Here is a 19,956-nt window from a genome sequence, read left to right on the forward strand (position 1 = left end):
GTACCGGGAATGTTATTGGCCAATAATCGGAAACGTTCTTCACTTTCTTCTATAATGGTTTCATTTATGTTTCTTTCTATAGAAGAGGATATGTTTTTTACCAATAATTGTAAAATTGAAATTTCATCGTTACTCCAAATACGTTGCTTGGTTGAATCATCAAAAGCAAAAAAACCATCAAACTCATTTTTTATGAAAACAGGGAAAAACAACATTGAATTTGGGTTCAAACTATTCAAAAATAATTTTATGTTTTCATTTTGAATTTTATCTTTGATAGCTTCAAAAAATTGTTGGGGCGATAAATCTTTTATACTATTGTCAAATTCAGAAAAGGACAGATTTTGCAATTTAGGATGTACTTCGTCAAAATCTTGCAATTCATTTGTCCACATACATTTTTGGTCAAATAAATTTGTTTTGAGATCTTTCTTAAAATAGGAAATACGTTCTGAAAGAGTCACTTTTCCAATCTCATTTATTATTCCCATAATGAGTTTACTTGTACTTTTTTGCAATAAAAATTGATTTGCATTTTTATTGATAACTAAAAGAAGTTCACTTTTGTAGGCTAGTTTTTGTTCTATTTCTAAACGCATTTGTGAAGCCAAAGCAATTACTATCAAATCTGAGATGGATTTCGCAAAATTAATATCCTCATTGTCCCAATTTTTGATACTTTCTGTTGATTCATAAGAAAGAATGCCTTTTAATTCACCGTCAATAAAAACAGGAGTATCAAGTGTTGAAAATATGTCATTACTATTTACATAATTACTTTTTATTTCATTATTGGTAGCATAAGATATAATATCGGATTGAACAACTTGAAGTTTACTTTCAATTTTTTCGAAATAATCTAAATTTTCATTTCTATAAAATTGAAGCCCACTTTCTATTGTGTTTGTTTTCGATTTATAAAGTTTATCGCATATAATTTTATCAGTATCATATATCCAATAACTTGCTCTATTTACTTCCAATTCTACAGATGTAATTTTTAGGATATTAATAATGGTATCCTCTAATTTTTGTGAATTTGAATGATTTAATACAGCAATATCTTTTAGCGTTTTACTATATTTTTCTATTTTTTCTTGTCTCTTGTTTTTTTCTTCTTCTAAGTTTTTGAAAAAGGTGATATCTCTGGCAATACCTGAATATCCTGAAATTTCCCCGAAACTATTTTTTCGGATAAAAACATTTTGAGAGATCCAAATGGCTTCACCATTTTTTTTGATGATTGGAAATTCAAGGGTGGTATAATTCTCTTCGTAATACTGAATGTTTTTATAAAACCCCATTGTATTGTTTACATAATCTTCATGAATAATGGATTGGAAGTCTTTGGTTAGAAATTCTTCTTTTGAGTACCCCAAAACCTTTATTCCATAATCATTTACGAAAGTAAAGTTTCCTTTGTAATCTGCTTCAAAAATGATGTCTACAGCAGTTTGAATTAAGGTTTCATACTGGTTTCTAATTTTTATTTCATTGGTAATATCTTGACCTATTCCAATAATGGAGTCTTCTGAAAACTGTTTGTCAATCCATTGGATAAATTTATATTCGCCATTTTTGCATTTTAATTTTCTAACATATAGTCGATTATCTATAAAATTTGTATGATAATCAATACCAATAAATTCAGGATCTTCGGTTAGTTTCCAAAATCCATATCCCATTACTTCACTTGGGGTATATCCTAAAATTGAAGTAATAGTGTCACTGCAAAAAGTAACTTCCCCTTTTTTGTTTGTGGCTATTGTAAGTGAGTTTCCTTTGTTTACAATTTCATTGGTGAAATTAAATTTTTCTTGAATTTTTGTCAATGAAACATGTCGTATATGGTTTATTATGAAAACCAAAATGGAATAATTGAGAAGTATTATGGCTCTTTTGACAGGAACTAAATCAAAAACATAAATTACCACTAAATAGCAAAAAATAATTCCTGAATAAATCCAATATTTTTGTATCGGTTTAATAACTATATACGAAAAGAAAAATAAAATTATAAATGCATAAGTGGGGATAATGTCATTTGGCAGAAATATAATGTTGTAGCCAATCAAAATAGAATAAATATAAAATAAGGAAATATAAATAGTTTGAATTCTATTATATAAAAATTTTGACTTTTCGCTTAGTAAAAACAGTAACAGAAAAAAACATCCTATAGAAAAATTGTTGATTAATAGGCTTTTGGGTCTAATTTGAAACAATTCAAATAGGATTTCTATTAAAGGAAGTACTAAGCCCAGAAACAGCATATAAAGTTGGTATTCTCTTTTGTCTGATTCCTCGGTTGGAAGGTTATCTATGTTTTTTAAAATAGAATTTATTCTAGAGTTTGAATAAAGAATTACTGCCAATAAAATAAAAAGCAATGCTAACAAAAAAAGAGTTCTAGGGGTATATATTAAATGCGTTGATTCCAGACTTAATGGCGTAAGAATACTAACTAAGCTTGGAAAAGAAAAGTTGAAGTTTAAAGAGAGTAATATGCTACAAAATAATAACATAGATTTTGGGGTTAACTATTTGATTAAATTGTTTGTGTCTATAATTAAACTTTTTTTATTTTTATATAATTAGAAAAAAATTATTCTATTTCAAGAGGATTGTCTACCCCAACTATTGCACTATAAATAGCATAATTCATTGAAAACAGAAAGGGTAAGGTAAAAAATAGCCCAATACAACACCCCATAATACCTACTAATGAACCTATAAAAGCTACAATTATTAACCCTAGTATAACAAATGGTTGTTTAAAGATGATCAAAATACTGTATTTAATAGCTTCAATTGCTTTTAAATTTCCGAAAATTATAAGTGGCACAGCAAGAATAGTAATAAAGGATATAAAATAAGTGATAATTGTTCCAAGTAAATCAAAATGCAAATATGAAAATAGATAAGCTTGAGCAAAACCAATCGCTGTAATTAAAAATGTGGATACAATAATTTCTGTTAGATATGGAAGTTTATAATAACGGAATAAGTCTACGATATGAAATTCTTCATCACGGTCTCCACAATCTGCCATTTTTAAAAATGCAGCTTGAAATGGACTCAATAAACAAGACACTACAAGAGAAATAAGACTATAAGCTAAAAATTTTGATTCGGATAGATTTTCAATTTTCAATTTTTCAGGAGAAAGCTCACGTGTCATTGCAGCAACACCCATTACTGAGACTAATGATATTCCAATAAATATTACGAACAAAATACTAAAAACGAAAAGAACTAATCCAGCATATAAAGCAATTTTTTTATAATTTTCGAAAGCATGGTTAAATACGTTTGCAAAATCTATTTGGTATCCGTTTTTTTCAATATCGTGTAATCTTTCTTGCGTTTGGTTCATATTGATTTGGTTCATTATGGTGGTTAGATTGATTTATATTTTAAATTAATTTTATTCAAAAAAACATTCGTAATCATTTCCCATTTTTCTTTGATAATAAACTTTGAAATAGGATTGATTTTGAATCAGTTTGTAAATTTACTATTTTTTTACTCTTAAGAAGTCAAAATTTTGCTTGGGTGAGTTGCGTAATTATTGGTTTTGTTAATTAATACAATTTTTTGCCCCTTGTTCAAAGTAGCAGCATGCATTTATCGGATTTAAAACTGTTATTGAGTAGATATAGTGTGTTTCTTTTTTGTTAAAGAGAAAAATCTTAAGTGTTTTTATATTAACCGACTTTCTTTTTATTCGTTAGAGCCATCTTAATATTTTTTTTAAGGTCTCTATTTTGTTAGCATAGGGAGCATATCGTAAATGCAAATCCAGCCAATTTGCTTTTTTTACAATTCCTTTATGATGGGAAAAAGTATCAAAACTCAATTGACCATGATATGCACCGATTCCGCTATGACCAACACCTCCAAAAGGAAGTCTTTTGTTGGCAAAATGAATAACAGTATCGTTAACGCAGCCACCTCCAAATGAAAAACTAGTAACTATTTTTCTAGCAAATTTTCTATCGTCGGTAAATACGTATAGCGCTAATGGTTTCTCGTACCTTGAAATGGTTTGTGCTATTTCCTTTTCTTCTTTATAGGTGATTATTGGTAATAATGGACCAAATATCTCTTCTCTCATTAATAAGGTGTCAAGAGAATTTTCTTCAATTAGCGTTGGAGCAATGAAGCAATCTTCAATGTCAGTTTCGCCTCCAAAAATTACTTTTTCAGGTTCTATCAAACTCATTAATCGGAGACAGTTTTTTTCGTTTACGATTCGAGCAAAATCGGGAGATTCCTTTGGGTTTTTACCATAAGATTTTGTGATTTCTTTTTTCATAAATTCAACAAAATGGCTTTTCATGTCTTCTTGAATCAAAATATAATCTGGGGCAATACAAGTTTGTCCCGCATTCAAAAATTTGCCCCAAACAATTCTCTTGGCAGCCAATTTCAAATTTGCCGTTTCATCTATAATACAAGGATTTTTCCCGCCTAATTCGAGGGTAACTGGGGTGAGATGTTCTGCGGCTGCTTTGGCAACAATTTTTCCAACAGCGACACTTCCTGTAAAGAAAATATAATCCCAACGTTGTGTCAATAATTTTTGTGCAGTTTCAACACCACCTTCAATTACTTTTACATGCTGATGCTGAAACACTTTTCCAATAATTTTGAGTAGTATAGCAGAAGTTTTTGGTGTCAATTCAGAAGGTTTCAAGACAACCTGATTGCCCGCTGCTACTGCTGAGACCAAAGGACAAATTGCCAATTGAAAAGGATAATTCCAAGGCGCAATAATCAAAACTTTGCCGTAGGGTTCTTTTACAATATAATCGGTTGATGGGAAATTGAGTATAGAAGGGAGTACTCTTCTAATTTTTGACCATTTGTGGATGTTTTTTATTGTGTCTTTTAATTCGGATATAACATAATTGGTTTCGGTGGCAATAGACTCAAAAGGAGGTTTTTTGAAATCATCATATAAGGCCTGAATGATTTCATTTTCATGCTTGATAATTACATCCAATAATTTAATTAAAGCTTCTTTTCTTGAACTAATGTTTAATTTGTAACTCATAGCAAAATAGATTACTTTATATACTGCAAGTTAAATTTTAAAATTCAAATTATAATATTTTTTTCATTAAAATATTAAATGGCTTTCCAGATCACTTCGTCTGGAGTTGGGGCAATAATAGTAATTTCTTCTTTCGAAACGGGGTGTGTAAATACCAGTTTTCGGGCATGAAGATGGATTCCTCCATCAGGATTACTTCTGTCAAAACCGTATTTCAAATCCCCTTTTATTGGAGAACCAATTGCGGATAATTGCGCTCGTATTTGATGGTGTCTGCCTGTATGTAATTGAATTTCGAGCCCGTAATAATTGTCGAGTTCTTTGATGATTTTATACTCCAAGCTAGCCAATTTACTATCAGGGACTTCTTTTATATGCGCTTTGGAAGTATTATTTTTCTCGTTTCTTTTGATGTAATGAACGAGAGTCTCTTCGTCTTTAGATGGTCTGTTTTTGACTACCGCCCAATATGTTTTTTGAGTTTCTCTGTTACTGAATAATTCATTCATGCGGGTCAGAGCTTTACTTGTACGTGCAAAAACTACAATTCCAGTTGTTGGTCTATCCAATCGGTGCACCACTCCCAGAAATACTTCGCCGGGCTTGTTGTATTTGTCTTTTATGTATTCTTTTACAACATCACTCAATGGTTTGTCTCCCGTTTTGTCACCTTGCACAATATCACCTACACGTTTATTGACCACTATTAAGTGATTGTCTTCGTGTAGGATTTGGAGATTGTTTTTATTTGAAATTATTTTATTGGACAAGGTTGATTGTTTAGGGTTATAAAGAGGTTTGAAATTGTTTAAGCATAGTCGAGCTAACTGAATACTGCTACCTGATTACTGAACACTAATATTGTTCCTTCTCGTTTGGAAAATCCTGTGATTTTACATCCTCTACATATTGACTGATGGCAGAAGTCATTCCTTCGTATAAATTCATGTAACGTCTCAAGAAACGAGGGCTGAATTCATTATTCATTCCCAACATGTCGTGAATTACCAATACTTGACCATCTACACCACCTCCAGCACCAATTCCGATAACAGGAATAGAGATGCTTTTAGCTACTTTTTCGGCTAAATCAGCAGGAACTTTTTCGATAACAATTGCAAAACAACCCAATTTCTCCAATAGTTTGGCATCTTCCATTAATTTTTCAGCTTCTTCCTCTTCTTTGGCGCGAACGGTATAAGTGCCAAATTTATAAATAGACTGAGGAGTTAATCCCAAATGTCCCATAACCGGAATTCCTGCATTCAAGATTTTTTTGATTGATTCCTTGATTTCTTTACCACCTTCCAATTTCACGGCGTGACCACCACTTTCTTTCATGATTCTGATAGAAGAGCGTAAAGCCTCCTTAGAATCGGATTGGTAGCTTCCAAAAGGTAAATCAACAACTACTAAAGCTCTTTCTACAGCTCTAACCACAGATGATGCGTGATAAATCATTTGGTCTAAAGTAATAGGTAAAGTCGTTTCATGACCTGCCATAACATTGGAGGCTGAATCTCCAACCAGAATTACGTCAATCCCAGCGGTATCAACTATTTTAGCCATGGTATAATCATAGGCCGTAAGCATTGAAATTTTTTCACCATTGGATTTCATATCAATTAAAGACTTGGTGGTAATTCTTTTGTAATCTTTTTTTATTGCAGACATTGTGATTTATGATTTTAATTCCGAAATGCTCGGTATTGGTTTGTTTTGAGAGTGTAAAAGTAATAAAATGAATTTTTTTAAATTGAATTTTTATAAGGAATATCAAAAAGGAGGTTATGGAAATTATGAGATTACTATTTAACCAAACTATTTTAAAGAATTTCTATAACAAATAATTAAAATAACTAATTTTGGAAATTGAACTCACAAAATACAATTTTGAAAAACATCCTTATTATTGACGACGAAGAAAAATTGCGTCATCTTCTTGCCCGAATCATAAAATCTGAAGGGTTTGATGTATTTGAAGCTCCTGATTTAAAGTCAGGTTTCAAGAAATTGGAAACAAATGATATTGATGTTGTATTATGTGATGTTAAACTTCCCGATGGTAATGGTGTTGATTTTCTTCAAAAGATTAAACCTGCATTTCCATTAACAGAAGTCATTCTACTGACTGCTTTCGGAAAAATTTCGGATGGTGTGCAAGCAATGAAAAACGGAGCTTTCGATTACATAGTGAAAGGTGATGATAATGATAAGATTATACCGTTGTTGTACAAAGCCTTGGAAAAAGTGCAACTTCAAAAGAAAGTAAAACAACTCGAAAAAAGAATTTCCGATAAATATTCTTTTGACGGCATTATAGGAAAATCAAAAGGATTGGAACAAGTAATTGATTTGGCCAAAAAAGTTTCTAAAACAGATTCAACCGTACTTTTGACGGGAGAAACCGGAACAGGAAAAGAAGTTTTTGCGCAAGCCATTCACGAAAATAGTAACCGAGCCGGGAAATCGTTTGTAGCACTGAATTGTAGTACTTTCAGCAAAGAAATTCTTGAAAGCGAATTGTTTGGACACAAGCAAGGTGCCTTTACAGGAGCCATGAAAGACAAAAAAGGATTTATAGAAGAAGCCAATGGAGGAACTTTATTTCTGGATGAAATTGGTGAAATGCCATTAGAACTTCAAGCCAAATTGTTACGGGTTCTAGAAACCAATGAGTATATTCAAATTGGTGATACGACTCCTAGAAAATCTAATTTTCGTCTTATTGCCGCAACTAATCGCGATTTAAAAACGGAAAGCGATGAACACCGTTTTCGTTCGGATTTGTATTTTAGATTAAATATTTTTGAGATTAAAATTCCGCCATTGCGAGAAAGAGTAAAAGATATTGCACCCTTAACGTATTATTTTGCAGAGAAATTTTCATCAAGAGGGAATAAGAAGACATTGACCATCGATCCTGATTTTCTTCATAAATTAGAAACTTACCATTGGCCTGGTAATGTTCGTGAATTGAGAAATGTAATTGAGCGTTCCGTTATCCTAGTGAATGACGATGTTTTGACCCAAGACGTTTTGCCTTATGAAATACAGCATCAAGTAGGTAATATCAATAAAACATTATCAGCCTTTTCGATGCAGAGCGTTGAGAAACTTCATATTCAAAAAGTGTTGAATTATACCAAAGGGAATAAAGCTGAAGCAGCACGTTTACTAGAAATTGGAGTTGCGACTCTTTACCGAAAATTAGACGAATACAATATTCAATAAGTCAATAACAAAACTATCGTTTTGAGAAAAGCCTATCATTTTGATAGGCTTTTTTTATGCCTTTTTTTGGCACGAAAACAACAATGCTTTAGGAAACAATGCTTTATACTTTTTTTCTTTTTTTGGAATACTTTTTGGCATAAGGGAGGAAGAACAAAATAAACTATTACTAATAATGAAAAATAAAATAGCAACGATTTACGAAAAAGCAGAACGCTTTGCCGAAATCACAAAAATTGCAATTATTACCGGAAATATTAACCGGGCAAAAAAATGTTTGGCGCTTGCCGAACGATTGTTCGAAACAGGAAGCAACGAGACAAAGAATGCCATTTCGAGTGTGTATGTTTTTTCGGTTTCCTCTTTTATGGAATTGCGTCATTGCAGTATTTCCAATCTGTTTCCAAAATCGTTGAAGGCAGAATATATCAAGCAAATTAGTACATCAGGAGTTTAAATCTAACCTTAATTTTTAATAATATGATAATCACTATTCTTTTACTCGCGTTAGGAGTTTTGCTTTTTGCGATTTGTTTTAAATCCGTCGAATTTTTTGAAAAAATCTAAATCATGACAGCACTATTTATTATTGCACTCGCCGTATTCGGATACTTGGTTTATGTATTAATCAAACCCGAAAAATTTTAAAAATGAAAAAGGGAAAAATTAATACGGTATCAATAGCAATTATGGCTTGGACATTAGCCTTTATTACGCTTATAGCCTTTTTATAAAATCCAAAAATTTATTTAATTTCTAATAAACAAAACATGAACACAGAATTTTTTGGAGTCATCAGTATTTTTATCACCTCGATAGTTTTGGCTATTCCTGTTGGAAGGTATATAGCCAAAGTGTATTTGGGAGATAAAACAATGCTTGATGCAATTTTCAATCCTATTGAAAATTTTATTTTTAAAATCAGCGGGATCAATTCCTCTGAAGAAATGAACTGGAAGCAACATCTGAAAGCGCTTTTAAGCGTAAACATGGTTTGGTTCTTTCTATGCTTTTTAGTTTTAATTTCTCAAGGAAGTTTACCGCTAAATCCAGACGGGAATCCATCCATGACACCGGATTTGGCATTCAATACCGCCATTTCATTTGTTGTGAACTGTAATTTACAGCACTATTCTGGTGAATCCGGTCTTTCTTATTTAGGTCAGCTTATGTTAATGTTCCTTCAATTTGTTTCTGCAGGTACGGGAATGGCTGCTGCCGCAATGGTTTTTGTTGCCATGAGAGAGAAAACAACTGATAAACTAGGGAATTTCTATAATTTTTTCATCAAAAGTTGTACCCGTATTTTATTGCCTCTTTCTGCTATTGTAGCTGTGGTTTTAGTGTTTAGCGGAACTCCAATGACTTTTGAGGGAAAAGATAAAATCGTGAGTTTGCAAGGTGATGCTGTTGAAGTTTCTCGTGGTCCAGCCGCTGCATTTATTGGTATTAAACATATCGGTACAAATGGTGGAGGTTTTTTTGGGGCTAACTCGGCACATCCATTAGAAAATCCTACTTATCTAACTAATGCAGTTGAATTGTGGGCACAATTAATCATCCCGTTTGCAATGATCTTTGCGTTAGGTTTTTTCCTTAACAAAAGAAAATTTTCTTACGTCGTTTTTGGCGTTATGACTGCTGGTTTTTTAATGCTGGTTATACCAACAATGATAAGCGAAATTAATGGAAATCCAGCTATTGAAAGAATGGGAATTACCCAAGCGACCGGTGCTATGGAAGGTAAAGAATTACGTTTTGGTACTGCAGTCACCAGTTTTTGGGAAATTGCTACAACAGTAATTTCTACTGGTTCTGTAAATAGTATGCATGATAGTGCAATGCCTGCTTCAGGAGCTATGCAATTGATGGCTATGATGGTCAATGCTTTTTATGGCGGTTGTGGAGTAGGATGGTTGAATTTTTACATCTTTATCATTCTGGCTGTTTTCATTTCAGGTTTAATGGTGGGACGAACACCTGAATTTTTTGGAAAGAAAATTGAAGCTCGAGAAGTAAAAATTGCAGCTATCATCGCTATTCTTCATCCATTATTAATCTTGGCAGGAACTGCTTTGTCATCCTACTTTGCCGCCAACGATACAGCAATGGGCTATTGGTTTAGCGGAAACGCAACTGGCTGGTTGAATAATCCAGGAAACCACGGATTCTCAGAAATGCTATATGAATACACTTCGAGTGCTGCCAATAATGGTTCTGGTTTTGAAGGGTTAGGCGATAACAATCCATTTTGGAATATCACAACAGGAATTGTGTTATTATTGAGTCGTTTCCTTCCTATTATTGGGCCTTTAGCCATAGCAGGATTGTTAGCCAATAAAAAATACATTCCAGAAAGTGCAGGAACTTTAAAAACAGATACATCTATTTTTGGTGTGATGGTTTTAGCCGTAATTCTGATTATTTCTGCACTATCATTCTTCCCAGCTTTGGCTCTAGGTCCTTTAGCGGAGTATTTTACATTAAAATAATATAAAAAAAAATGACTAAAAAGAAATCCAATTCATTGTTTGAAAGTAAGCAGGTGAAAGATGCCTTGGTGCAGTCTTTTGTTAAGCTGAATCCAAAAACAATGTTCAAAAATCCGGTAATGTTTACCGTTGAAATAGGTACTGCCATTATGTTTGCCGTATGTATTGCCATTTTATTTGGTGCACAGGATCAAGGTAGTTTTATCTATAATTTCATTGTTTTCCTAATTTTGTTTGCAACGCTTTTGTTTGCCAATTTTGCCGAAGCCATTGCCGAGGCCAGAGGAAAAGCACAAGCGGACAGTTTAAGAAAAACGCGTGAAGAAACGCCAGCGAGACAACTTTTGTCAAATGGGGAAATTAAAAGCGTAAAATCTTCTGAACTAAAAAAAGGTGATGTTTTCATTTGTGAAGCGGGTGATTTAATTGCCACAGATGGTGAAATCATTGAAGGATTAGCCACTATAGATGAAAGTGCAATAACGGGTGAAAGTGCTCCTGTAATTAGAGAAGCTGGTGGAGATAAATCATCGGTTACTGGAGGAACAAAAGTATTGTCTGATAAAATTAAAGTGGTTGTAAGCTCAGAGCCTGGGGAAAGTTTTCTTGATAAAATGATTGCCTTGGTGGAAGGTGCTAGCCGTCAGAAAACACCAAACGAAATTGCTTTGACAATTCTTTTGGCAGCGTTTACCTTAATATTCGTGATTGTTTGTGTGACTTTGAAACCTTTCGCAGATTATGCCAATGCACCAATCACAATTGCAGCTTTCATTTCTCTTTTTGTATGTTTAATTCCAACAACTATTGGAGGTTTACTTTCTGCAATTGGAATCGCGGGAATGGACAGAGCATTGCGTGCTAATGTAATTACGAAGTCAGGAAAAGCGGTGGAAACTGCAGGAGATATTGACGTATTACTTTTGGACAAAACAGGTACAATCACTATCGGGAACAGAAAAGCAACTAATTTCTATCCCGCAAAAGGAGTAGAGTTGGAAGATTTTATCAAGTCGGCAGTATTAAGTTCACTAGCCGATGATACTCCGGAAGGGAAAAGTATTGTAGAATTGGCTGGGCCTGAAGTGACTCAAAAATTATCTATTGAAGGTGCTACTTTAATCAAATTTACTGCCGAAACCAGAACGAGTGGAGTGATTTTAAGAGACGGAACCAATATTCGTAAAGGAGCTCAGGATGCGGCAAAAAACATTGCACTTCAAGCGGGGCATATTTTCCCCGAAGATGTTTCTGAAAGAGTTATTGCTATTTCTTCAAAAGGAGGAACACCATTAGTGGTTGTTAAAAATAATGAAGTTCAAGGTGTTATCGAATTGCAGGATATCATTAAAACGGGAATGAGAGAACGTTTTGAGCGTTTGAGAAAAATGGGTGTAAAAACGGTGATGGTTACCGGAGATAATCCTTTGACAGCCAAATTTATTGCCGAAGCTGCCGGTGTTGATGATTTTATTGCCGAAGCCAAACCTGAAGATAAAATGAATTACATCAAAAATGAACAACAACTTGGTAAGCTCGTTGCGATGATGGGTGACGGTACGAATGATGCACCCGCTCTTGCTCAAGCCGATGTTGGTGTTGCAATGAACAGTGGTACTCAAGCTGCAAAAGAAGCGGGTAACATGGTCGATCTAGACAATGATCCAACTAAGTTAATTGAAATTATTGAAATTGGAAAACAACTATTGATGACTAGAGGAACGCTTACCACGTTCTCGATAGCTAATGACGTTGCCAAATATTTTGCTATTGTTCCTGCACTTTTCATAGCTTCAATTCCGGCTTTACAAGGATTGAACATTATGCAATTGCACAGTCCGGAAAGTGCCATTTTATCAGCGGTGATATTTAATGCAATTATCATTCCGATATTGATTCCACTAGCATTGAGAGGGGTAGATTACAAACCAATCGGTGCGAGTGCTATCTTGAAAAGAAACCTGTTAATTTATGGCTTAGGAGGAATTATCATTCCTTTCATCGGAATTAAGTTAATCGATTTACTAGTAGCATTATTTATGTAGTCCTCACCCCCCAACCCCCTCTCCAAAGGAGAGGGGGAGACGAGGCGGATTATAATAAGTGCAAAATAGAAACAAATTATAATTCAAATTGAATAAAAATTAATAACCTCTATTTCCACAATAGCTCCCATCTCCTTTGGAGAGGGGCTGGGGGTGAGGAAAAAAACAAACAAAATGAAAAACATATTTTCAATAGTAAAATTTACCGTGTTAACGATAGTTTTATTTGCAGTCATTTATCCCTTGGCGATATATGGAATTGCACAATTTGCTCCAAATAAAGGAAAAGGAGAAACTGTTTCTGTTAATGGAAAAGTAGTTGGTTACCAAAAAATTGGACAAAAATTTGACAAGTCAAATTATTTTTGGGGACGTCCATCAGCAGTAGATTATAACGCTGCAGGAAGTGCAGGAAGTAACAAAGGACCAAGCAATCAAGATTATTTGGCTTTGGTTCAAAAAAGAATCGACACGTTTTTGATTGTTCATCCATATTTGAAAAAATCGGAGATTCCATCAGATATGGTAACAGCTTCAGGTAGTGGTTTAGACCCAAATATTTCTCCTGAAGGTGCTTTGATTCAAGTAAAACGTGTTGCTAAGGAACGTAAATTATCTGAAGAAAAAGTACTGGCTTTGGTGCAAACCAAAATCAACAAACCATCAGTTATGGGAACTTCAACGGTAAATGTACTGGAATTGAATGTTGCTCTGGATGAGTTGAAATAAAAAAAAAACAACCCTTTCAGATTTACATCCCCGGTCAGGGATCTGAAAGGGCATTGATTAATAAAAATCTAAACAAAAATAATGAAAAAAATAATAGTTACAGCTTTTATAGCTTTTGGTTTTACAACAATTAGTGCTCAAGAAGAGTCAAAAAGTCCAATTACTTTCTCCGCTTATGTGGATGTGTATTACAGCTATGATTTTGGGAAACCAGATAATCATACCAAGCCAGGATTTATTTACAGTTACAATCGATCCAATGAAGTTAATTTGAATTTGGGGATGGCAAAAGTGAATTATGCGAAAGAAAATGTTCGTGGGAACTTGGCACTTATGGCTGGAACGTATGCACAATACAACATGGCAGCAGAACAAGATTTGTTGAAAAATGTTTATGAAGCTAATGTGGGTGTTAAAATTTCAAAAGACAATAATCTTTGGATTGATGCAGGAGTTATGCCTTCACATATTGGATCTGAAAGTGCGATTGGAAAAGATTGTATGACTTTGACAAGAAGTATTGGTGCCGAAAATTCACCCTATTATGAAACAGGGATTAAAGTTGGATATACTTCTGAATCTGAGCAGTGGTATTTGGCGGTAATGTATTTAAACGGTTGGCAACGTATCCAAAAAGTTGATGGTAATCAAACGCCTGCTTTTGGAACTCAGGTGACTTTCAAGCCAACCGGAAAAGTGGCATTAAACTGGAGTACTTATGTTGGAAACGAACAACCTGATGTTGATAAGAAATGGCGTTATTTTAACGATTTTTACGGAACATTTAAATTGACCGATAAAACAAGTATTATCGCCGGTTTTGATATTGGAGCGCAGCAATCTGCAAAAGGAAGCAGCGATTACGATGTTTGGTACACTCCATCTGCAGTTGTTCAATACAAGCCAACGGACAAAATTCAGTTGGCCGCAAGAGGAGAATATTATGAAGATGAAAAAGGGGTAATTATCCCAACAGGAACTCCAAATGGTTTTAAAACCTATGGTTTCTCAGCCAATTTTGATTATTTGCCAACAGAAAATGTAATGTTTAGAATAGAAGCACGAACTTTGAATAGCAAAGATGATATCTTTTTGAAAGATAACGACCCTACCAACAGTAATGTTTTTATAACTGCATCTTTGGCAATATCGATTTAAAAAAAGATAATAAATTGTAAATTTTATTTGAAACCATTAAGGAATTAAGTTTGGCAGCACTTAGTTTCTTAATGGTTTAAAAAGGTTTATTTGAAGTGGAATGATTCAATAGCAAGTTTAACTTATGGATAACGAAAAAGAAAATAATGTCAAACACTTTTTGGATTTAATTCAAAAATCACGTAAAGGAAAGTTTAAAGTGTACATCGGTATGAGTGCCGGTGTGGGCAAGACTTTCAGAATGCTACAGGAAGCGCATACACTTTTGAAAAACGGAATTGATGTGAAAATTGGTTATATCGAAACTCACAATCGTAAGGAAACACACGATTTGTTGGAGGGTTTGCCAATAATTCCGCGGCGAACTATTTTCTACAAAGGAAAACAGCTCGAGGAAATGGATGTGCAGGCGATTATCAATTTGCGTCCAGAAGTGGTTATTGTAGATGAATTGGCTCATACTAATATTGAAGGCAGTAAAAACGAAAAACGTTGGCAGGATGTTTTGGAGATTTTAGAAGCAGGAATCAATGTTATTTCGGCCGTAAATATACAACACATTGAGAGTTTAAATGAGGATGTAAAGCGAATTACCAATGTTGACGTTTTAGAGCGAGTTCCTGATAATGTATTGCGGTTGGCCGATGAGGTGGTTAATATCGATTTGACTTCGGAGGATTTGATTGCTCGTTTGAAAGAAGGTAAGATTTATACTGCCGATAAAATCCAGACCGCTTTGAATAATTTTTTTAAGTCGGATCAAATTTTGCAATTACGTGAATTGGCTTTGAGGGAAGTTGCCAGTCAGGTTGTTCGAAAAGTAGAGAGTGAAGTGCCAAAAAATCTAGCTTTGCGTCATGAAAAGTTATTGGCCTGTATTAGCAGTAATGACAGAACAGCCAAAATTGTCATTAGAAAAACGGCCCGTTTGGCTAGTTATTACAACAGTGATTGGTCTGTTTTGTATGTTCAGACGCCAAAGGAAAGCAGTGATAAAATTGCACTCGATAAGCAACGGCATTTGATCAATAATTTTAAATTAGCCACACAGTTAGGAGCCGAAGTTATTAAAGTAGAAGCTAAAAATATCACGGATGCCATGCTGGAAGTGGTTAAGCAAAAGCAAATCACAACAGTTTGTATAGGAAAACCGCATTTTAATTTATTTAAAGTAATTTTGTCTACAACCATTTTCAACAGATTGTTAAATAATTTGTCTTCATCTAATATTGACCTAGTAATTTTATCATAATATGAAATCGCCATGATTTCAAAAATGAAAAAGGAATGAAGAATGGCGACCCGAGTGTAAGCGAACAGGCGAAGCATAACATATTCCTCAAAAAAACTAATATTATCTTCTTATGAAAATTAAAACTAAATTAAATCTAGGTGTCGGATTGTTATTTGTAATGATAATTATCCTGACTTTAGTCAGTGCTTTTTATATTTTTTCGATAAAAAAGGATACCGAAAACATCTTGAAAGCCAATTACAATACATTGGAATATTCGCGGAATATGCTCCTTTCATTAGACAATATAAATGCAGATGCGGAGAAAGCGATAATCACATTTGAAACCAATCTCAATAAGCAGAACCGTAATATTACCGAAGTTGGAGAGGATAGTGTAACCCGAAGTTTATTGAAAAATTTTGAGCTTTTGAAAATAAACAGCACCGATGAAAGACTGAAAAGTCAAATTCGGCAGGATATTTTTGAGATAATGAAGCTGAATATGACTGCTATTAAACAAAAAAGCGATATTGCAAAACACACAGCCGAGACGGCCAATTTGTGGATCGCCATAACGGGAACATTTTGCTTTTTGATAGCTTTTAATTTATTAGTGAATCTGCCCAATAATATAGCCGATCCAATAAAGGAACTTACAGCAAGTATCAAGGAGATTGCCAATAAAAACTATTCTGAGCGAGTGCATTTTATGAATCATAATGAATTTGGAGATTTGGCACGATCATTCAATACGATGGCTCAAAAATTAGAAGAGTATCACGATAGTAATCTTTATAAATTATCGTTTGAAAAGAAAAGATTAGAAACTTTAATCAACAACATGCATGACCCTATTATTGGATTGGATGATCAGGGTTTGATTTTGTTCGCTAATGATCAAGCATTAAAGATTATTGGAATGAAATCGGAGGATGTAATTGGAAAAATAGCCACCACTTTAGCATTAACAAATGATTTGATGAAATCTTTGATTGCAAAAAACCTTGAAATTGAATCTAAAATGTCAGGGCAAAAAATACTTCCGATGAAGATTTTTGCCGATGGAAAAGAAAGTTATTTTGAGAAAGAAAATGTAAATATAACGATACAACCCACAGGAGAAGACCAAACAATTGATATTGGAGATGTGATTATTCTAAGAAATATAACCCCTTTTAAAGAATTGGATTTTGCCAAGACCAATTTTATAGCTACTATTTCCCACGAATTAAAAACACCAATTTCGTCTATAAAATTCAGTTTGAATTTATTGGAAAGAAAGCAAACGGGAATTTTAAATGATGAGCAAAAACATTTGGTGGAAAGTATCAATGATGATAGTGAACGTTTATTAAAAATTACAGGCGAATTACTGGAGCTTTCACAAGTAGAAACTGGCAATATTCAATTGAATATAGAGAAAAGTGATCCTTACCAAATTGTTCATTATGCTACCGAAGCCGTAAAAGTCCAAGCAGAACAAAAGCAAATAGAACTGCTTGTTGAAACTGATGATAATCTTCCAATGATAAAAGCGGATAGCGAAAAAACATCCTGGGTTCTGATTAATTTTTTAACCAATGCCATTCGGTATTCTTCTGAAAAAAGTGTGATAAAAGTGAAATTGAAAAGTGATGGTAATCAAATTTTATTTACGGTTGTTGATACGGGGAAAGGGATTGATAAGCGCTATCTATCCAAAGTTTTTGATAAATACTTTCAAATTCCAGGAAGCCACAAAACGGGAACTGGATTAGGATTGGCCATATCCAAAGAATTTATTGAAGCTCAAGGAGGCACGATAGGAGTTGAAAGTGAATTGGGTCTTGGAAGTACTTTTTATTTTAAAATGCTAAGCGCGTAATTCAGTTTTCAGATAGCAGATAGCAGATTTCAGTAGGCAGTTGGCAGAAAAAAAAGATTTTAGATAAAATGGTCAATCCACTTAATCTGAAATCTTTTTTTATTCTGCTTTCTGAAACCTGCCTACTGCCTTCTGTAATCTAAAAACCTAACAATCCGCCATATTCACTGCAATTGCGAGTCCGCCTTCGGAGGTTTCTTTGTATTTGGAGTTCATGTCTTTGGCTGTTTGCCACATGGTGTCAATTACTTTATCCAGAGAGACTTTGGCATTTTTGGCATCGGTTTCCAAGGCGAGTTCGGCTGCGTTAATGGCTTTAATGGCGCCCATTGTATTTCTTTCTATACAAGGGATTTGTACCAAACCGCCAATAGGATCGCAAGTCAGTCCCAAGTGATGTTCCATGGCTATTTCGGCGGCCATCAATACCTGATCTGGAGTTCCTCCCATCAATTCACACAAAGCAGCAGCAGCCATAGCACTCGAAACGCCAATCTCTGCTTGACATCCGCCCATTGCTGCAGAGATCGTTGATCCTTTTTTGAAAATACTGCCGATTTCTCCAGCAACCATCAAAAATTGTTTGATTTCCTTTTCGCCAGCTTGATGGTTTTCAATAACCAAATAGTACATTAAAACTGCAGGAATTACTCCTGAACTTCCATTGGTTGGAGCGGTTACCACTCTTCCTAATGCTGCATTTACTTCGTTTACCGCCAATGCAAAACAACTAACCCATTTTAAAATCTGACGAAATTTAACTTCTGTTTTTCTGATTTCTTCTAACCATTCTTGCGGATTGGAGTAATTGGATAAACCAATTAAATTTTGATGCATATCAAAAGCCCGTCTGCGTACATTCAAACCGCCGGGAAGAATCCCTTCGGAATGGCAACCGATGTACATACATTCCAACATGGTGTTCCAAATGCGCATTAATTCATGATGAATTTCTGCTTCGGGACGCATGGATTTTTCGTTATCGTAAACAATCTCTGAAATGGTTTTGTTTTCTTTTGTGCAATAGCCTAAAAGCTCTGTGGCTTTATTGATAGGGAAGGGGAATGCACATTTTATAGCAATTTTCTTTTGTGCATTTTCGCGCTCTTCTTTAACAACAAATCCTCCACCTATAGAATAGAAGGTAGAACTGTATTCGGTTTCGTCTTTGAAATAAGCTGTAAAGGTTAGTCCATTGGCATGAAAAGGAAGGAAGTTTTTATTGAAAACAATGTCCTGAAGAAAATAAAAAGGAATAGAGATTTGGTTTCCCAAATGGATTTCGTTTTTGGCTTCAATCGATTTGATGATTCCGTCGATATCTTGAATTGGAATATATTCTGGATCTTGTCCGCTAAGTCCTAGCATAACAGCCAAATCAGTCGCGTGCCCTTTTCCTGTTAAGGATAGAGAACCATATAAATCGACTTTTACTCTCGTTATCGTATTGATGTCATAATCGCTTCTCAGTTCGTTTAAAAAACGTTCTGCCGCTCGCCAAGGTCCGAGAGTATGAGAACTTGACGGCCCAACGCCAATTTTTAGCATATCAAAAACCGAGATACATTCTTCCATATAGTTTCATTTATTACTGAACAAATATAATTATTAATTGAACTATTGTAGCGGAAATTATGTCAAAAAATGATAATTTGATAATATTAATCTAAAATTCAGTTCTTAGTTTGAAATATCGACAACAAGAGGCGGGTTGTGAATGATTTTTCTTTTCTAAGGGCAACAGTGTTGAGTTGACTAATCCAGACATTCAGGGAGCATGTTTTTTTGAGTATTTAATATTTAAATCATTGTTTTTCATTTCCATTTTTGGATGCGAAAAATAATTTAGGATTATATTCATAGTTTTTACTGATTTTATTGGCTTTAAAAGATTTAAATTATACATTTGTCGCTACATTCAAAAATTCCGGAAAACATGTTTGAATTTCATCAGTATTTAGGCTTTTTACTTTTCTTAACCATCCTTACAATGGGATTTTGGTTAATGTTTTTCTTAGTTGGTTTCGTATCCTATTGGGTAGGTGGAGCAACTTGGGAAGCTTACAAAGAAAAGAAAGCAAAACAAAAAGAAGAATTAGAAGCTTAGTCTTTTATTTACTTTACAAAAAAAAGGATTC

16 protein-coding genes are annotated in these 19,956 nt (G+C 34.0%); 10 read left to right on the forward strand and 6 right to left on the reverse strand.

What is annotated here, in order from left to right:
- The 5 genes from B0E44_RS14305 to panB form a co-directional block, all read right to left on the reverse strand.
- Positions 1-1,832, reverse strand: a 1,832-nt coding sequence (locus B0E44_RS14305) for a PAS domain S-box protein (RefSeq protein ID WP_165688811.1), incomplete at its 3' end; no start/stop codon positions are given.
- 773 nt (positions 1,833-2,605) lie between these two features.
- Complete coding sequence (locus B0E44_RS14310) at positions 2,606-3,376, reverse strand: hypothetical protein (protein ID WP_124019340.1); 771 nt, start codon at positions 3,374-3,376, stop codon at positions 2,606-2,608.
- Positions 3,377-3,730: 354 nt separating this feature from the next.
- Positions 3,731-5,059, reverse strand: a complete 1,329-nt coding sequence (locus B0E44_RS14315) for an aldehyde dehydrogenase (protein WP_077376607.1) — start codon at positions 5,057-5,059, stop codon at positions 3,731-3,733.
- A gap of 74 nt (positions 5,060-5,133) precedes the next feature.
- Positions 5,134-5,829 (reverse strand): RluA family pseudouridine synthase, encoded by a 696-nt coding sequence (locus tag B0E44_RS14320; protein ID WP_077376610.1) that lies wholly within the window; start codon positions 5,827-5,829, stop codon positions 5,134-5,136.
- An 85-nt stretch (positions 5,830-5,914) separates the two neighbouring features.
- Complete coding sequence (panB, locus tag B0E44_RS14325) at positions 5,915-6,733, reverse strand: 3-methyl-2-oxobutanoate hydroxymethyltransferase (RefSeq protein WP_077376613.1); 819 nt, start codon at positions 6,731-6,733, stop codon at positions 5,915-5,917.
- Between the two features lie 216 nt (positions 6,734-6,949).
- Here panB and B0E44_RS14330 point away from each other — a divergent pair, with 216 nt between their 5' ends.
- From B0E44_RS14330 to B0E44_RS14370, 9 genes are all read left to right on the forward strand, one after another.
- Complete coding sequence (locus B0E44_RS14330) at positions 6,950-8,293, forward strand: sigma-54 dependent transcriptional regulator (RefSeq protein WP_165688812.1); 1,344 nt, start codon at positions 6,950-6,952, stop codon at positions 8,291-8,293.
- Positions 8,294-8,468: 175 nt separating this feature from the next.
- Positions 8,469-8,750, forward strand: a complete 282-nt coding sequence (locus B0E44_RS14335; RefSeq protein WP_077376654.1) for a hypothetical protein — start codon at positions 8,469-8,471, stop codon at positions 8,748-8,750.
- Positions 8,751-8,863: 113 nt separating this feature from the next.
- Entirely contained in the window at positions 8,864-8,941 is a 78-nt protein-coding gene (gene kdpF / locus B0E44_RS19105) for a K(+)-transporting ATPase subunit F (protein WP_016362011.1), read from the forward strand.
- A gap of 122 nt (positions 8,942-9,063) precedes the next feature.
- Complete coding sequence (gene kdpA / locus B0E44_RS14345; RefSeq protein WP_077376616.1) at positions 9,064-10,785, forward strand: potassium-transporting ATPase subunit KdpA; 1,722 nt, start codon at positions 9,064-9,066, stop codon at positions 10,783-10,785.
- Positions 10,786-10,796: 11 nt separating this feature from the next.
- Complete coding sequence (kdpB, locus tag B0E44_RS14350; protein WP_077376619.1) at positions 10,797-12,830, forward strand: potassium-transporting ATPase subunit KdpB; 2,034 nt, start codon at positions 10,797-10,799, stop codon at positions 12,828-12,830.
- Between the two features lie 174 nt (positions 12,831-13,004).
- Positions 13,005-13,559, forward strand: a complete 555-nt coding sequence (locus B0E44_RS14355; RefSeq protein WP_077376622.1) for a K(+)-transporting ATPase subunit C — start codon at positions 13,005-13,007, stop codon at positions 13,557-13,559.
- 81 nt (positions 13,560-13,640) lie between these two features.
- The gene (locus B0E44_RS14360) at positions 13,641-14,717 is read left to right on the forward strand and encodes a porin (protein ID WP_077376625.1); all 1,077 of its coding nucleotides are present in this window, start codon (positions 13,641-13,643) and stop codon (positions 14,715-14,717) included.
- Between the two features lie 124 nt (positions 14,718-14,841).
- Positions 14,842-15,969 carry a histidine kinase gene (locus B0E44_RS14365; RefSeq protein WP_077376628.1) on the forward strand — a complete coding sequence of 376 codons (1,128 nt, stop codon included), beginning with the start codon at positions 14,842-14,844 and terminating at the stop codon, positions 15,967-15,969.
- Between the two features lie 112 nt (positions 15,970-16,081).
- Entirely contained in the window at positions 16,082-17,818 is a 1,737-nt protein-coding gene (locus B0E44_RS14370; protein WP_077376630.1) for an ATP-binding protein, read from the forward strand.
- A 147-nt stretch (positions 17,819-17,965) separates the two neighbouring features.
- Here the strand turns inward: B0E44_RS14370 and B0E44_RS14375 are convergent, their stop codons facing one another.
- On the reverse strand, positions 17,966-19,393 hold the full coding sequence (locus B0E44_RS14375) for an L-serine ammonia-lyase (RefSeq protein ID WP_077376633.1): 1,428 nt from the start codon (positions 19,391-19,393) through the stop codon (positions 17,966-17,968).
- A 361-nt stretch (positions 19,394-19,754) separates the two neighbouring features.
- On the opposite strand from B0E44_RS14375, the gene B0E44_RS18625 reads away from it, so the two are divergent.
- The gene (locus B0E44_RS18625) at positions 19,755-19,925 is read left to right on the forward strand and encodes a hypothetical protein (protein WP_124019341.1); all 171 of its coding nucleotides are present in this window, start codon (positions 19,755-19,757) and stop codon (positions 19,923-19,925) included.
- The last annotated feature ends 31 nt before the right edge of the window (positions 19,926-19,956 follow it).

The organism is Flavobacterium sp. A45 (genome assembly GCF_002001005.1).
Taxonomy (GTDB): Bacteria; Bacteroidota; Bacteroidia; order Flavobacteriales; family Flavobacteriaceae; genus Flavobacterium.

Excerpts from the sequence above, each read along its gene's own strand:
- B0E44_RS14310 (WP_124019340.1), bottom strand. The coding sequence starts at position 3,376 with ATGAACCAAACGCAAGAAAGATTACACGATATTGAAAAAAACGGATAC.
- B0E44_RS14315 (WP_077376607.1), bottom strand. The coding sequence starts at position 5,059 with ATGAGTTACAAATTAAACATTAGTTCAAGAAAAGAAGCTTTAATTAAA.
- panB (WP_077376613.1), bottom strand. The coding sequence starts at position 6,733 with ATGTCTGCAATAAAAAAAGATTACAAAAGAATTACCACCAAGTCTTTA.
- B0E44_RS14335 (WP_077376654.1), top strand. The coding sequence starts at position 8,469 with ATGAAAAATAAAATAGCAACGATTTACGAAAAAGCAGAACGCTTTGCC.
- kdpF (WP_016362011.1), top strand. The coding sequence starts at position 8,864 with ATGACAGCACTATTTATTATTGCACTCGCCGTATTCGGATACTTGGTT.
- kdpA (WP_077376616.1), top strand. The coding sequence starts at position 9,064 with ATGAACACAGAATTTTTTGGAGTCATCAGTATTTTTATCACCTCGATA.
- kdpB (WP_077376619.1), top strand. The coding sequence starts at position 10,797 with ATGACTAAAAAGAAATCCAATTCATTGTTTGAAAGTAAGCAGGTGAAA.
- B0E44_RS14355 (WP_077376622.1), top strand. The coding sequence starts at position 13,005 with ATGAAAAACATATTTTCAATAGTAAAATTTACCGTGTTAACGATAGTT.
- B0E44_RS14360 (WP_077376625.1), top strand. The coding sequence starts at position 13,641 with ATGAAAAAAATAATAGTTACAGCTTTTATAGCTTTTGGTTTTACAACA.
- B0E44_RS14365 (WP_077376628.1), top strand. The coding sequence starts at position 14,842 with ATGGATAACGAAAAAGAAAATAATGTCAAACACTTTTTGGATTTAATT.
- B0E44_RS14370 (WP_077376630.1), top strand. The coding sequence starts at position 16,082 with ATGAAAATTAAAACTAAATTAAATCTAGGTGTCGGATTGTTATTTGTA.
- B0E44_RS14375 (WP_077376633.1), bottom strand. The coding sequence starts at position 19,393 with ATGGAAGAATGTATCTCGGTTTTTGATATGCTAAAAATTGGCGTTGGG.
- B0E44_RS18625 (WP_124019341.1), top strand. The coding sequence starts at position 19,755 with ATGTTTGAATTTCATCAGTATTTAGGCTTTTTACTTTTCTTAACCATC.